This window comes from Sphingobium abikonense NBRC 16140, from assembly GCF_001598335.1.
GTDB classification, from domain to species: Bacteria; Pseudomonadota; Alphaproteobacteria; order Sphingomonadales; family Sphingomonadaceae; genus Sphingobium; species Sphingobium abikonense.
The window spans coordinates 13134-27692 of record NZ_BCYT01000007.1; the positions used below are offsets into that span (position 1 = coordinate 13134).

Annotated in this window: 11 protein-coding genes, 1 tRNA gene and 2 pseudogenes; 11 read left to right on the forward strand and 3 right to left on the reverse strand. The window is 61.3% G+C overall.

Features of this window, described 5'->3' with window-relative positions:
- Positions 1–50: 50 nt before the first annotated feature.
- From SAB01S_RS09890 to SAB01S_RS09900, 3 genes are all read left to right on the forward strand, one after another.
- A complete protein-coding gene (locus tag SAB01S_RS09890; protein WP_062732996.1) occupies positions 51–830 on the forward strand; it encodes an SDR family NAD(P)-dependent oxidoreductase in 780 nt (259 codons plus the stop codon).
- A gap of 145 nt (positions 831–975) precedes the next feature.
- Positions 976–2019 (forward strand): Rieske 2Fe-2S domain-containing protein, encoded by a 1044-nt coding sequence (locus SAB01S_RS09895; RefSeq protein WP_062732884.1) that lies wholly within the window; start codon positions 976–978, stop codon positions 2017–2019.
- Between the two features lie 71 nt (positions 2020–2090).
- A complete protein-coding gene (locus SAB01S_RS09900) occupies positions 2091–2834 on the forward strand; it encodes a MerR family transcriptional regulator (RefSeq protein ID WP_051034284.1) in 744 nt (247 codons plus the stop codon).
- Here the strand turns inward: SAB01S_RS09900 and SAB01S_RS09905 are convergent.
- Positions 2809–3912 (reverse strand): NAD(P)-dependent alcohol dehydrogenase, encoded by a 1104-nt coding sequence (locus tag SAB01S_RS09905; protein WP_062732885.1) that lies wholly within the window; start codon positions 3910–3912, stop codon positions 2809–2811. The genes SAB01S_RS09900 and SAB01S_RS09905 overlap by 26 nt on opposite strands.
- Before the next feature lie 221 nt (positions 3913–4133).
- Here SAB01S_RS09905 and SAB01S_RS09910 point away from each other — a divergent pair, with 221 nt between their 5' ends.
- The 6 genes and pseudogenes from SAB01S_RS09910 (at position 4134) to SAB01S_RS09935 (ending at position 10698) form a co-directional block, all read left to right on the forward strand.
- Positions 4134–5435 (forward strand): cytochrome P450, encoded by a 1302-nt coding sequence (locus tag SAB01S_RS09910; protein ID WP_062732886.1) that lies wholly within the window; start codon positions 4134–4136, stop codon positions 5433–5435.
- 90 nt (positions 5436–5525) lie between these two features.
- Positions 5526–7889 carry a TonB-dependent receptor gene (locus SAB01S_RS09915; protein ID WP_062732887.1) on the forward strand — a complete coding sequence of 788 codons (2364 nt, stop codon included), beginning with the start codon at positions 5526–5528 and terminating at the stop codon, positions 7887–7889.
- Between the two features lie 68 nt (positions 7890–7957).
- Positions 7958–9466, forward strand: coding sequence for an aldehyde dehydrogenase family protein (locus SAB01S_RS09920; protein ID WP_241763586.1), 1509 nt, complete (start codon positions 7958–7960; stop codon positions 9464–9466).
- Between the two features lie 345 nt (positions 9467–9811).
- Positions 9812–10072: pseudogene (locus SAB01S_RS18840) on the forward strand (TrbI/VirB10 family protein); the annotation flags it as partial.
- 9 nt (positions 10073–10081) lie between these two features.
- Complete coding sequence (locus SAB01S_RS09930) at positions 10082–10312, forward strand: DUF2274 domain-containing protein (RefSeq protein ID WP_062732889.1); 231 nt, start codon at positions 10082–10084, stop codon at positions 10310–10312.
- 212 nt (positions 10313–10524) lie between these two features.
- Positions 10525–10698, forward strand: coding sequence for a helix-turn-helix domain-containing protein (locus SAB01S_RS09935; protein ID WP_062732997.1), 174 nt, complete (start codon positions 10525–10527; stop codon positions 10696–10698).
- Positions 10699–10763: 65 nt separating this feature from the next.
- On the opposite strand, the pseudogene SAB01S_RS09940 reads toward SAB01S_RS09935, so the two are convergent.
- Positions 10764–11960: pseudogene (locus SAB01S_RS09940) on the reverse strand (tyrosine-type recombinase/integrase).
- A gap of 162 nt (positions 11961–12122) precedes the next feature.
- A tRNA-Cys gene (locus SAB01S_RS09945) sits at positions 12123–12196 on the reverse strand.
- A gap of 189 nt (positions 12197–12385) precedes the next feature.
- On the opposite strand from SAB01S_RS09945, the gene SAB01S_RS09950 reads away from it, so the two are divergent.
- Positions 12386–13018: a protein-L-isoaspartate O-methyltransferase family protein gene (locus SAB01S_RS09950; RefSeq protein WP_062732890.1), complete on the forward strand. Its 633-nt coding sequence runs from the start codon at positions 12386–12388 to the stop codon at positions 13016–13018.
- Between the two features lie 20 nt (positions 13019–13038).
- Positions 13039–14532, forward strand: a complete 1494-nt coding sequence (locus SAB01S_RS09955; RefSeq protein ID WP_062732891.1) for a TolC family outer membrane protein — start codon at positions 13039–13041, stop codon at positions 14530–14532.
- The last annotated feature ends 27 nt before the right edge of the window (positions 14533–14559 follow it).

The following is a 14559-nucleotide window of genomic DNA, read 5'->3' on the forward strand; positions in this document are numbered from 1 at the left end:
TGGGCGGGGAGGGTGCGGCCTTCCCCGCCATTTCATTGCAGGACGATATCATGAGCGATCACTTCACGCTGCCTGCCAATGGCAGTTTTTCCTTTGCAGGCCGCACCGCACTGGTGACGGGCGGTGGCCGTGGTGTGGGGGAGGCGGTGGCGCGCGAGATTCACGCCGGGGGTGGGCGCGTGGCCGTCAGCGATGTGGACAGCGCTGTGGCGCAGGCGGTGGCGGCCTCGCTCGATCCGTCGGGCGAAACGGCGATCGCCTTGACGCTGGACGTGCGGGAGAAGGCGCATTTCATCGCTGCGCGGGATCATATGGCGGGCCTGTGGGGCAAGGTCGACATCGTGGTCAACAATGCTGGCTTCGCCAAGCGCACGCCGACGCAGGATATCAGCCCGGAAGAGTTTGACGCGATCGTCCAGATCAACATGCGCAGCGTATTCCTGAGCTGCCAGATATTCTCCGACCATATGCGCGAGAATGGTTATGGGCGGATCGTCAACATCACCTCGCTCGCCGGGCAGAATGGCGGGACGGTGGCCTCCCCCCATTATGCCGCGTCCAAAGCCGGGGCGATCATGCTGACCAAATATTTCGCGCGCTATCTGGCCGGAACCGGCGTGACCGTAAACGCCATCGCACCCGGCCCGATCGACACCGCCAAGGCGCGGCTGTCGGCCGAACAGATCGCGCGGGTCGAGGGGGAAGTGCCGGTCGGGCGCTTCATGGAAGTGGGCGAGATCGCGGCGGCGACGGCGCTGCTGGCTTCGGATCGCGGTGGGTTCTTCGTGGGCGCGACGCTGGACATGAATGGCGGGCTGTATTTGCGCTGATCCCGCTTTACCGTCTTTGTTTCCCGCTTTTCTTATGGCGTTATGGGATTGCGATTGGCGGTTCTGCGCGGGCCATCCATAATCACCACCAACAATAGGGTAGCGCCGGAGCCGTGAACGGCCCGGCCGGATAATGGAGAGCAGCATGTTCATTCACAACGCATGGTATGTGGCCGCTTTCGCCGCCGATATCGAAGCGGGCAAGACGCTTGGGCGCAAATATCTGAACAAGGCGGTCGTGCTGTTCCGCACCGAAAGCGGCGAGATCGCCGCGTTGGAGGATCGGTGCAGCCATCGGGCGATGCCGCTCTCTTCGGGTCATGTGGATGGCGACGTCATCCGCTGCTGCTATCATGGCGTGGAATTCGACGGCAAAGGCACCTGCACCCGCATCCCCAACCAGGCGCGTATCCCTGCCGCCGCCAACGTCCGCCATTATCCGGTGGTGGAAAAGGATCATCTCATCTGGATCTGGATGGGCGAACCGGCGCTGGCTGATCCGTCGATCATCGTCGACAGCCCGGAACATAATGATCCGGCCTGGACGTGGCGGCCCTATAATTTCCCGGTGAAGGCCAATTGGCAGCTGATCATCGACAATATCATGGACCTGACCCATGTGCCTTATATCCATGCGCGCACGATCGGCGGGAACCCGGAGCAGCATTATAATGCCGATACCAAGGTCGAGTTCGACGGTCGCAAGGTGACGTTGCTGCGCAAGATGCCCAATTCGATCCCGCCCAAATCCTATATCGATGCTGGTGGGTTCAAAGGCCGGGTCGATCGCTGGCAGGAAGTGCGGTTCGAGCCGGGCATCGGCATGACGTGCCGCGTCAACGCGGGGGGCTGTGATGCTGGCACCGGTGCCTATGAAGGCAAACGCGACAATGGCTTCATGCTGGCCAACAACCATTTCATCACGCCGGAAACGGAAACGACCAGCCATTATCTGTGGACTATCTGCACCACCGCGCCAAAGGAAAGCGGTGTGCCCGACGTGCTGTTCGACCAGTTTTTCGATACCATCACCGAGGATGAGGTGACGCTTGAAGCGCAGCAGCGGCGGATCGACGATGAACCGGAACGGGCATTTGTGGGTATCGCCAGCGATGGCGCGGTCAACCAGGCGCGGCGGCTGCTCAGCGCGATGCAGGAAGCGGAGGATGGCGGCAAGGTCGCTGCCTGAACCACCATGCCTTGCGTATATAAGTAACATAGCGGCTTGCCCTGTCCGGTGCGCCATGCTGTAGCGCCATCATGAAGATGCGCGAACTGGAGGATCGGACAGGGGTTCATCGGGAGACAATCCGCGTCTATCTGCGCGAAGGATTGATCCCGGAGCCAGAGCGGCCGCGCAAGACGGTTGCCGATTATGGGGAGGAGCATGTCCAGGCGATCCTGTCTGTGCGTCGGCTCCAGCGTGAGAACCGGCTGACACTGGCACAGATTAAGGCGATCATCGGCGGCGAGGGCACTGAAGGCCGGGTCGAGGCCAGCGCGTTCGACCAGCTGGAGCAACTGGTCGCGCATCGCGTCGGCGTGGACGGGCCGCCGGTGACGATCGCGTCGCTGCTGGAACGCCATCCGCATGCGGCGGAGGATGCCCGCACGCTGGCGAAGATCGGCATATTGGATATCATCGAAACGGATCAGGGCGAGGCGCTGAGCATCACCTGTGCGCAGCTGGTGCGTATCTGGGGCGACATGCGCAAGGCCGGGTTCGATCAGCGGCTTGATTATACGCCCGACATTCTGGGTTTCTACACAGAGGCAGCGGATTTCGTTGGACGCTGGGAAGCGTCGACCTTCATGGAGCGGGTCGACGGGCATATCGATGTGGCTGAGGCAGCCACCATGGTCGAACATGCGCTTCCGCTCATGCTCGATTTCTTCGGCCTGATGCGGCAGCGCGCTTTCTTCCGCCATGTCGAGGCGATCCGCGCCGGCAAGGAAACGGATCGCCCGGCGGGCAAGGTCACGCCATCGTCAGTACAGCCTTGACGCAGCGGCCATCATGCTGGTCCTCGATCGCTTGGTTGATGTCTTCCAGCCTGTAGGTCGTTATCAGCTTCTCGAATGGGAACAGCCCTTTGGCATTCAGCGCGATCAGTTCGGGCAGGAACGTCTGCGGGTCGGCATTGCCTTCGGTCACGCCGCAGATCGAGATGCCAAGCGACAGGAGGGTTAGGATGTTGAGGCTGATCGCCGCATCCAGCGCCTTGGGCACACCGACGATGGCAAGACGCCCCAGAGGGGCAAGAGAGGCCACGCCGGCGTCGATCGCCGGGACCGCGCCCGACGTGTCCAGCACGCAATCGACGCCTTGGGGCAACAGCTTGCGCAACTGTTCGGCGGTGTCGCTCGCGGTCACGTCGATGACATGGGTCGCGCCCAAGTCGAGCGCCATGGCGCGGCGTGTTGCCAAAGGATCCGCGACGATGATCTGCCCAGCGCCCGAAGCCTTCGCCGCCATGACGGCGCTCAGACCGACGGGGCCGCCGCCAGTGATCAGGATGGTCTCGCCAGCCTGAAGTTTGAGCGCCTTCATCACCGCGCCTGCCCCGGTCATGATACCGCAGCCCAGCGGGCCGAGCAGTTCGAGCGGTGCTTCGGCCGGTACCTTCACCAGATTATGGGCGGCCGCGATGGCGTGGCTGGCGAAGGAGGATTGGCCGAAGAAGTGACTGCTGACCGGTGCTACGCCGTCATGCAGGCAGGTCGAGCCGTCCGCCCGGCAGCCGCCGAAGTTGAGTGCGGAAAAATCGCGGCAATAGGCTGGGTGTCCCGCCACACATTGGGGGCATTCGCGGCAGGCGGCAAAGCCCATCACGACGCGATCACCCGGCAAGAGCGTGGTGACATCCGCGCCGACCGCCTCGACGATGCCTGCACCTTCATGGCCCAGCACAGCGGGCAGGGGCGTCGGCAGCAACTGATCGCGCACGACGATATCGGTATGGCACAGGCCCGTCGCGACGATCCGCACCAGCACTTCGTCGGCGCGCATATCGGACAAAGTGAGCTGCTCTAGCGTAAAGTCACCACCCGCTATCCGTGCGACAGCTGCCTTCACTTCCATGGGTCTTCTCCTATTCAATCTTTGGGTTCGTCATTCAGTTTCGGGGATGGGAGCGGATGATTTGCGCCGTAAAGTCGCGTATTTTCTACGATTCCCGTCCTTAAAAGGCTGAATGGTCCGACCTCTTTTTACGATTGACGAATCCGCTTGTCCATAGTTACGTAATGACGATACGCAATACGTAATTTTCCCTAGGACAGCGTGTAGGAGAGGGTAGTTTCATGGCGACTTCGCTGGATGCCGATGTGCGTCCCATCATCCCCGACGACATTGCGCGGATCGTGATCGCGCCCAAAAGCTATACGGACGAGGCGACGATCTATGGCGCTTTTCGCTGGCTGCGCGAACATATGCCGCTGGGTATCGCACAGGTGCCTGGCTATGACCCGGTCTGGGTCGTCACCAAACATGGCGACATCAAGGAAGTGGAACGCAACGGCAAGCTGTTCCACAACGCCGATCACAACCCGATTCTGGTCGATCAGGCGTCGGACGCCTTCACGCGAGACATCAACGGCGGGTCGATCCGCATCTTGTCGTCGCTGACCTATATGGACCCGCCGGAACATGCGTCCTACCGCACCCTGACGTCCAACTGGTTCCTGCCCGGCAAGATCAGCAAGCTGGAGGACCAGATCCGCGTGCTGGCGCGCCAGTCGGTGGACAATCTGCTGAGCTTCGATGGCGAATGCGATTTCGTCAGCGATTTCGCGCTGCATTATCCGCTGCGCGTCATCATGACGCTGTTCGGCGTGCCACCCGAAGACGAACCGCGGATGCTCAAGCTGACGCAAGAGTTTTTCGGCGTGCATGATCCCGAAGAACAGCGGCCCGAAATGGCGGCGGACCCGGTTGTGGCGGCAAAGCAGTGGGCAGCCTCGATCGAGGATTTCTACACCTATTTCGACAAATTGAGCGCCGACCGCCGGGAAAAACCGACCGATGACCTGTTGTCGCTGATCGCCAATTCGCGGATCAACGGTGCGCCGATCCCGCGCGATGAGGCGAATGGCTATTATGTCGCGATCGCCACGGCGGGCCATGACACGACGTCGTCCTCGACCGCTGGTGGGCTGCACGGGATGATGGTCTATCCCGAAAATTGGGCCAAGGTGAAGGCGGACCCGTCGCTCATCCCCGGCCTGGTGGATGAGGCGATCCGCTGGACCAGTCCGGTCAAGCATTTCATGCGCAATGCCACCGCCGATACGCAGGTGCGCGGCATGGACATCCGCGCGATGGAACGGCTGATGATCTGTTACCCGTCGGGCAATCGCGACGAGGCGGTGTTCGACGACGCTGACCGCTTCGACATTACCCGCTCGCCCAATCCGCACATCGCCTTTGGCTTTGGTCCGCATATGTGCCTGGGCCAGCATCTCGCCAAGCTGGAGATGCGCATCCTGTTCGAGGAATTGCTGCCGCATCTCAGGTCGGTCGAAATGGCGGGCGATCCCCGCATGGTCGAGACCAATTTCGTCGGCGGGTACAAGGCCCTGCCGATCCGCTTCACGAAGAACTGACGCACATCGCCGCTGGATCACCGCCAAAGCGAGACCGGCGCACAGGCCCAGGATGGGAACATCCGGGCGATAAATGGGAGGAGTCTGAACATGACCAAGAGGTTTATCACGCTCGCCGCCACCGTATCGGCCGTTGTATTGCATGCGCAGGCCTGGGGCCAGACCGACGTTGCGCCACAGGCGACATCATCGGGCCTTGGCGACATCGTCGTGACGGCACAGAAGCGCGAGCAGGCGATCAATGATGTGCCGCTGTCGATCACCGCGGCATCCGGCGAGAAGCTGGCGAACCAGGGCATCACCAATGTCGCGGATCTGGTAAAGATCGTGCCGGGGTTCAACTATACCGAGAGCGCCTTTGCAACGCCGGTCTACACATTGCGCGGCATCGGCTTTTACGACACCAGCCTCGCCGCCAAGCCGACGGTCAGCATCTATCAGGATCAGGTGCCGATCCCCTTTTCCATCATGACGCGCGGCGCGACGCTCGATCTGGAGCGGGTGGAAGTGCTGAAAGGGCCGCAGGGCACGCTGTTCGGATCGAACGCGACGGGCGGTGCGATCAACTATATCGCGGCCAAGCCGACATCGACCTTCAAAGCCGGTCTTGATGCGGGTCTGGACAGTTTCGGGCAGGTGTCGGGTGGCGGTTTCATTAGCGGGCCGATCAGCGACACAGTGTCGGCGCGGGTCGCGGTGCGGACCGAGCAGGGTGGGGCATGGCAACGCAGCTACACGCGCGATGAAAAGCTCGGCGATCGCAACTTCACCACCGGCCGCATCCTCATCGACTTCGAGCCGTCCGACAGCGCACGCTTTTCGCTCAACCTCAACGGTTTCATCGACAAGAGCGACGGGCAGGCAGCGCAACTGATCGGCGTGGTGCCGCTGGGCAATCCCGCGCGGTTAGGGCCTTTGGCCACCTATCCTATCGCGCCGCGCAACAATCGGGACGCCGACTGGACACCGGAACAGAGGCCCAAGCGTGACGACTGGTTCTATCAGGCCTCGTTTCGGGGGGATATCGATCTGACCGACGATGTCAGCCTGACTTCGATCAGCAGCTGGTCGGAATATCATAACGACCAGGATATCGACCCGGACGGCGTCGCCCTGCGTGACTATTTCTACAACACCACCGGAAAGATCACGGCACTGTCGCAGGAATTGCGTCTGCAAGGGCGGACCGGCGGCCTGACCTATATTCTGGGTGCCAATTATGCGCGCGAAAAAACCTATCAGCAGGATGATGCCGGTCCCTATGACCAATCGACATCGGCCTATAATTTCGTCGACGCTGGCCTTGGCATCCCCTTTTTCGTCTACAGCCAATATGCGCGCCAGAAATTCGTGAACAAGGCGGTGTTCGCCAATCTGGACTATGACATCGGTGACAGCATCACCCTGCATGGCGGCGTGCGTTATACCAAGACCAATATCGATTTTGCCGGTTGTACGGCCGATCGCGGCAATGCGTTGGGGCTGGGGATCGAAAATCTGGTCAACTTCATTCGCGGCGGCGCAGGGTTGGCACCCATCGATATTCCCACCAATGGCTGCGTCACGATCGACGGATCGACGCTGACCGTGGGCGAGGTGCGCAAGTCGCTGAACGAGGATAATATATCCTGGCGGGCGGGTGTCGATTACAAGCCGAGCAGGGACGTGCTGCTCTACGCTTCCGTCAGCAAAGGCTACAAGTCGGGCAGCTTTCCCCTGCTGTCGGCCAGCGACGCCAACCAGTTCAATCCCGTCACGCAGGAATCCGTGACCGCTTATGAACTCGGCGCGAAACTGACCTTGCTGGAGAATACCGCCCAGATCAACGGCGCCCTTTTTTATTACGACTATAGCGACAAGCAGTTGAAGGGCCGCGTGATCGCAAGTCCCAATGTCTTCGGCCCGCTCGAAGCGTTGGTCAATGTCCCGAAAAGCCGGGTAAAGGGCGCGGAAATTCAACTCGACCTCGCGCCGACCGATGGCTTGCGCGTCAGCATCGGCGCGACCTATCTCGACACGCGGATCAAGGGCAGTTTCGTCAACTATGACAGCTATGGCAGCCAGCTGGATTTTGGCGGATCGGCCTTTCCCTACACGCCCAAATTTCAGATCGTGACCGATGCCCAATATGACTGGGCGCTCAGCGACGATGTCGAGGCTTTCGTCGGTGCCAATCTGAATTTCCAGAGCGATACCAAGGCGGTGCTGGGCAACGCCCGCGCTACGCCATCGGCGGACCTAAGCGCGCAGGGTGGCCTGACGATCGAGGATTATACGCTGATCGATCTGCGCGCTGGCCTGTCCTTTGCCGACAAGCGCTACAAGATCAGCGCCTTCGTGCGGAACCTGGGCAACACCTACTATTGGTCCAACGCCACGCGCATCACGGACACGACGGTCCGTTTTGCCGGACGACCACGCACATTCGGCGCGACCCTGTCGGCGCGCTTCTGACCTGCTCCCCCTGGGCCGCGCCCTGAAAGGCGGGCGCGGCTCTTTCTTGATCCCCGGAGACATGTTCCATGACCGCACCCGTTTTGATCGCCGCTGGATTACATGGTGACGCCGGTTTCAAGGTCCGCCTGCCACAGCAAAAAATGTTGATCGGCCAATCATGGGAAGCGGCCGCGGACGGCCGCGTCATCGATGTGGAAGACCCGGCTACCGGCAAGGTGTTCGCCGCTGTTCCCGCAGGAACGGCCGCCGATGTCGATCGCGCCGTCAGGGCAGCGCGGACCGCGTTCGAATCAGCCGCCTGGAGCCGGATGCGCCCGCTCGATCGCGGCCGGATCATCGAGGCGATCGCGCGCAAGATCGAGGATCATTCGCAAGAACTGGCGCTGCTCGAAAGCTATGACAATGGCAAGGCGGTGCATCATGCGCTGGCGGTGGACGTGCCCGCCGCCGTCGATATTTTTCGCTACATGGCGGGCTGGGCATCTAAGATTTATGGGCAGGTGAACCCCATTTCCGGCGATGGCCGCCAATATCACAGTTACTCGGTGCGCGAGCCGATCGGTGTTGTCGGCCAAATCGTGCCGTGGAATTATCCGCTGGCGATGGCGGCCTGGAAGATCGCGTCGGCGCTGGCGGCGGGCTGCACCATTGTGCTGAAGCCGTCCGAAGTCACCCCACTGACCGCGCTGCGCCTCGCGGAACTGGCGCTGGAGGCGGGGCTGCCTGACGGTGTGCTGAACATCGTCACCGGCTATGGGCATGAAGCTGGGCAGGCGCTGGTTGAGCATCCCGGCATCGACAAGATCGCTTTTACCGGATCGACCCGCGTCGGCAAGCGGATCGTCCAGACCTGTGCGAAAGACCTCAAGCGCGTCACGCTGGAACTGGGCGGCAAGTCGCCCTCGCTCATCTTCGCCGATGCCGATCTCGACAAGGCGGCGATCGGCGCGGCGCTCGCCATTTTCTTCAATTCGGGCCAGGTTTGCTTGGCCGCCTCGCGCCTCTATGTCGAACGGTCGGTGTTCGACAAGGTGATCGACGGTATCGCGCAGGTCGCTAAGAGCTTCAAACTTGGCCATGGGCGCGATCCTGACACGATGCTCGGACCGCTGGTATCGAAGGTGCAGCAGGGGCGCGTGCTGGACTTTATCGCGCAAGGCAAGGCGACCGGCGCGGACCTTGTCACAGGTGGCGGGACCGGGGACCGGGACGGCTATTTCGTCGAGCCGACGATCTTCGCCAATCCCGATGCTGATGCCAGCATCGTGCGGGAGGAGATTTTTGGCCCGGTACTGGTTGCGACCCCCTTTGACGATATCGATGACGTGGTCAGGCAAGCCAATGACACCCGCTACGGCCTGGCTGCCAATATCTGGACCCGCGACCTGTCCCGCGCTCATCTGACCGCAAGACGGCTTCAGGCCGGCACGGTCTGGATCAATACGCACGGGATGAACGATCCCTCCGCCCCCTTTGGCGGGGTCAAGGAATCAGGCTGGGGCCGGGAGGTTGGCGAAGAAGGTGTCCTCCATTACACGGAGACAAAAACCGTGACAGCACTTTTGGCCGATTGAAGCCGCGCCGCGAATGATGGTTGTGGCGGGACGAGGATGATCGTTTTAAGCGTGATCGTCGTAGACGACCCATGAGGGCAAAGAACGTCTGGCGCTGTCTGGGAAACAGGGAAATTATTACGGGCGAGATCGTGGTCGATCTTCCCCTCTCCAAATAGGCGCGCTTTGCAAATCGTCCCATCGGTATTGCTTCTCCGAATCAGAATGTTAGTCTTGTTCCGCGTCGCGAAGGCGGCGCCGAGGCTTGAGAACCTCGCTTGGGAAGAATGGACCCGCCATCGACGCGGCCGGGTGGCCGACGCGCATGTCCAAGCCGCTTGCGGCCAAAGGCGTCGGCGCATGTCTCAAGTCGATTTCCACACCTGGGCGCTGCTCAAGGGCGTCGCGATATCGACATTGCTCGGCGTCGGGGCGAACGTCACCTTTTCCGGTGAAAGCGATCTTGTGCAAGCGATCCGTCAATCCACGCAGCAGAATGTGTCCCGCGCCGGAGACCAGATCACATCCCGCAATCTTCAGATCCAACCGACCATCACCATTCGGCCCGGTGCCCCGGTCCGACTCATAGTGCATCGCGATCTCATTTTGGCACCGTGGACAGAATAGGAGCACGATATGACGGATATAAAACTTGGTCGTCTGCCCGACAGAACGCCGGTCAAACTAGCTATCAGCGTCCCGCCAGACCTTCATTTGGCGTTGGCGGATTTTGACACCATCTATCATGAGACCTATGGCGATGATCAGGCGATCGCCGATTTGGTCCCGCATATGCTTTTTGCCTTCCTCGCGAGTGACCGCGGCTTTGCCAAAGCGCGGGCAGGGCTCGCCGCACGGCGTAAATGAGGGCAGGCAGCGACAAAATACAGCATGTCGACTGAGCCGGTTATCCCTATCGGCATGTGTCAAACACCGCGAAGGCTTTATAAGATCGTGACAATCTCAGCATTCTGACATCCGGGCGCAGGCGTAAACTTAGCTAATGGCCAGCATCAATGGTTCAGCGTGTGAGCCGGAACGCACGCTTACCTTGGTAATCGATAAGCAAGGAGATGCACATGGAAGTGCTAGCAATCTCTATTAACGACACCGCTAAGGCGCTCGGCATCGGTCGGTCATCGGTTTATGCCTTACTCAAATCGGGCAAACTTGATGCGATCAAAATCGGTAGGCGAACTTTGCTGACCACTGAGTCCATCAAGCGGCTGGCACAATCCCGAGATATGGCTTGATACGCCAGCGCTACACGGCTCTTGCTGAAAAAATGCCCGCGGTAGAGTAGGGCAAGGCGGGCCCGTCATCTGTTTCCGCCCTTTCGCAGTTCATCCATATAGTCGCTCCACCACTGCGCCATTTCAACACGTTCAGCTCAATAGGCGGACTGGTTATATATGCGACGTACGGACCCGGCCACCATATGTGCCAGTGCGCGCTCGATGGCGTCCGGGTTCCGTTTGCCGGATTCGTTCAACAGCGATGATGCGGACGTGCGGAAGCCGTGGGCCGTCATTTGCTCTTTGGAATAGCCCATGCGCCGCAATGCCGCGTTGATGGTGTTTTCGCTGATCGGTCTTGCTCGGGTGCGGATCGAAGGGAACACATAGCGCCCGGAGCCGGATAAGGATCGCATGGCTTGCAGTATCGCGAGAGCCTGCCGAGACAGAGGCACCGAATGGGGCTGGCGCATTTTCATCTTTGTTACCGGGATCGTCCAGACAGCTTTGTCGAAATTAACCTCAGCCCATTCCATTTGCCGCAGTTCACCCGGGCGCTGAAAGACATGAGGTGTGAGTTTAAGGGCGTACATGACGGCGGGATCGCCCTGATAATCCTCGATAGCGCGCAGGAGAGCGCCGAACTCGTTTGGATCGATGATGGCGGCGAAGTGCTTGACTCGCGGTGTGGTCAATGCGCCGATCAGGAGTTGCGCCGGATCACGTTCGGCACGCGCCGTTGCGACTGCAAAGCGGAAAACGCGGCTGGCAAAGGCGCGCAGCAGATTGGCGGTTTCCGAGCGGCCACGTCGTTCATGCTTCTGCAGTTCATGAAGAAGTTCCTGAGGCGTGATATCGGTGACAGGCCGCTTTCCGAAGTTTGCCCCCATCAGTTTCACAAACCAGCGCATCTTCTCCAGCGTTGGCTCAGCCAACCCCTCACGCGCTTTCTTCTCTATCAATTCCTCGGCCACGCTAGCGAAACTGTTGCTGGCCCGAATGCTCGCCTCAATGCGGGCTTGTCGTTTGGCTACGTTGGGATCGATCGCATGAGCCAGCTGCCTACGGGCGGCATCCCTGGCAGCGCGCGCCTCGGCCAAGGTAATCTCGGGATACGCCCCGAGCGACAGTTTCCGTTCTACGCCGTCGATCCGGTATTTGATTCGCCACAGCTTGCTGCCTCTTGGATTGACGAGCAGATACAAACCTTGGGAGTCAGTAACCTTGTAAGGCTTATCTGCGGGCTTGGCATTGCGGATAGCGGTATCGGTTAGCACCATTGGGGGCCTCGATTCTGCTGGGGCCTTTTGGGCCCCCAAATTAGGCCCCAATCATTCGCAATTGCAGGCAAACAGGGCATCCACTGACAATCAGAGAATGCCCATAAACTACCGGAAATCAGGGGTTTTTCAACTGTGGGCAGACGTCGCCAAACAGAATTTTGGAGGCCCGAGCCGGAATCGAACCGGCGTGCAAGGATTTGCAGTCCTCTGCGTAACCACTCCGCCATCGGGCCTCGGCAGTGGGTGGCCGCAAATGTGCGGCTTTGGCGGCAAAGTCAAGCCGGATGGCGCGGCGGTGGCTCAAGAATCTTGGGCGCCTTCTTGCAAAGCGGCTTGGCGCGGCGCGCCCGCTGATTTAGAGGTCCGATGATCTCCTTAGTGTATTGCATTGCCAATACAGTTGTGCCAAGCGAGGAACTATCGTGAGCGAGCAGACCTATTCTTCGATGCGGACCGCCATGGTCGAAAGCCAGTTGCGCACCAGCGACGTGGATGACCAGCGCGTGATCGCCGTGATGGCCCGGGTGCCGCGGGAAGATTATGTGCCCGCCGAGCGCCGCGCCATGACCTATATCGACCGTCCCATCCCGCTGAACGGCGGCCGCGCGCTCAATGCGCCGCTGGTGACGGGACGGCTGCTCAAGGAAGCGCAGGTCGACGCGGGTGACAAGGTGCTGCTGATCGGCGCGGCGACCGGATATAGCGCGGCGCTGCTTGCCGAAATGGGCGCGCAGGTGACGGCGGTGGAAGAAGAGGGCGGCCCCGAAATCGCCGTGCCGGGCATGACGGTCGTGCGCGGTGCGCTGGCCCAAGGGGCGCCCGACGGCGCGCCCTATGACATATTGTTCATCGACGGTGCGGTGGAGGAAGTTCCCGCCGCACTCGTTCAGCAGCTTGCCGATGGCGCCCGCGTCGTGACCGGGATCATCGACCGTGGCGTCACGCGGCTGTGCGCGGGTCGGATGGTCGGCGGCGCGCTGGGGCTCAACAGCCTGGCGGATATCGAAATGGTGGCCTTGCCCGGGTTCGGCGCGGCCAAGACGTTTACGTTCTAGAAGGAGGATGAGCGGGGGAGATGACAGGCAAGCGCACCTATAAACGGCACCATGCCGCAGCTGCCCTGCTGTTGCTGTCTTCCGCCATCAGCCTGCCCGCGCATGCCGAAACGCTGCAGGGCGCGCTGGCGAAGGCCTATGCGTCGAACCCGACGCTGACCGGCGCGCGCGCGGGGCAGCGTGCGACCGACGAGAATGTGCCGATCCAGAAGGCGAATGGCCGCCCGGCCGCCGACGTCCAGGGCAGTTATAGTGAGAGCATCCTCAAGCCCACGATCAGCTTCACCTCACCCCAGCGCACGCTGAACGCCCAAGCGTCCTTGAGCGTGCCGATTTATTCCGGCGGGTCCGTGCGCAACAGCGTCAAGGCCGCGCAAGTGCGGGTGGAGGCGGGGCAGGCGGGCCTTCGCGGCACGGAAGCCAGCATTTTCTCGCAAACGGTCGCGGCCTATATGGACGTGATCCGCGACAGCGCGATCGTGTCGCTCAACCAAGCCAATGTGAATGTGCTGGAGGTCAATCTTCAGGCGACCAACGACCGGTTCGAGGTCGGCGACCTGACGCGCACCGACGTGGCCCAGTCCGAATCGCGACTGGCGCTGGCGCGGTCCGACCTTCAGACCGCGCAGGCCAACCTCATCACCAGCCGCGAAAATTATATCGCGCTGGTCGGGGAAGCGCCCGACGCGCTGGAGCCGCCGCCGCAGCTTCCCGGCCTGCCGGCCGATCCGTCGATCGCGGTTCGCGTCGCGCTCAATGACAATCCCGACATATTGTCCGCCAAGAAGCAGCGCGAGGCCCGGCGCTATGACGTGAAGGCGGCGCGCGGCACCGTGTTGCCCACCGTTTCCGCCTTCACCCAGGCGGGCTATACCAACTATCTCCATTCGCTCGACAGCACGGCGCTCGACGCGGATGGCAACAGCATCGAAGGGCCGCAGATCAACAAGCAGGCCGCCGCCGGCGTCCAGCTGACGATCCCGCTCTACCAGGGCGGACGGCCCGCCGCGCAGGTGCGGCAGAACCAAGCGCTCGAATCGCAGGCGATCGAGCAGGAGATTGAAACCGAGCGCAACGTCATCGCGCAGACGCGCGCGGCCTATGCCAGCTGGCAGGCATCGCTCCAGACGATCCAGTCCAGCCGCAAGGCGGTCGACGCCACCGCTCTGTCGCTGGAAGGCGTGCGGGCGGAAAATTCGGTGGGCAGCCGCACCATCCTCGACATCCTCAACGCCGAGCAGGAAGCGCTGATCGCGCGGGTCGAACTGGTGTCGGCGCAGCGCAACGCCTATGTCGCCGGCTTCTCACTGCTCGCCGCGATGGGCCATGCCGAAGCCAAGGATCTGGGGCTGGAAAGCGGCACCCTTTATGATCCGATGGTCAATTATGACCGGGTCGAGGGCAAATGGTTCGACTGGGATTGGGGCGCAGCGCCGACGCCCGTGGCGACGCGCACCGTTGACACGCCTGCGCAGGATGCCAAAGTCGATCCCGCGACGGCCCGCCAGCCTTAACTGCTTGTTAACCGGGTCAGGTAATTC

Coding starts and splice junctions, on each gene's coding strand:
- SAB01S_RS09890 (WP_062732996.1), top strand. CDS start 51: ATGAGCGATCACTTCACGCTGCCTGCCAATGGCAGTTTTTCCTTTGCA.
- SAB01S_RS09895 (WP_062732884.1), top strand. CDS start 976: ATGTTCATTCACAACGCATGGTATGTGGCCGCTTTCGCCGCCGATATC.
- SAB01S_RS09900 (WP_051034284.1), top strand. CDS start 2,091: ATGAAGATGCGCGAACTGGAGGATCGGACAGGGGTTCATCGGGAGACA.
- SAB01S_RS09905 (WP_062732885.1), bottom strand. CDS start 3,912: ATGGAAGTGAAGGCAGCTGTCGCACGGATAGCGGGTGGTGACTTTACG.
- SAB01S_RS09910 (WP_062732886.1), top strand. CDS start 4,134: ATGGCGACTTCGCTGGATGCCGATGTGCGTCCCATCATCCCCGACGAC.
- SAB01S_RS09915 (WP_062732887.1), top strand. CDS start 5,526: ATGACCAAGAGGTTTATCACGCTCGCCGCCACCGTATCGGCCGTTGTA.
- SAB01S_RS09920 (WP_241763586.1), top strand. CDS start 7,958: ATGACCGCACCCGTTTTGATCGCCGCTGGATTACATGGTGACGCCGGT.
- SAB01S_RS09930 (WP_062732889.1), top strand. CDS start 10,082: ATGACGGATATAAAACTTGGTCGTCTGCCCGACAGAACGCCGGTCAAA.
- SAB01S_RS09935 (WP_062732997.1), top strand. CDS start 10,525: ATGGAAGTGCTAGCAATCTCTATTAACGACACCGCTAAGGCGCTCGGC.
- SAB01S_RS09955 (WP_062732891.1), top strand. CDS start 13,039: ATGACAGGCAAGCGCACCTATAAACGGCACCATGCCGCAGCTGCCCTG.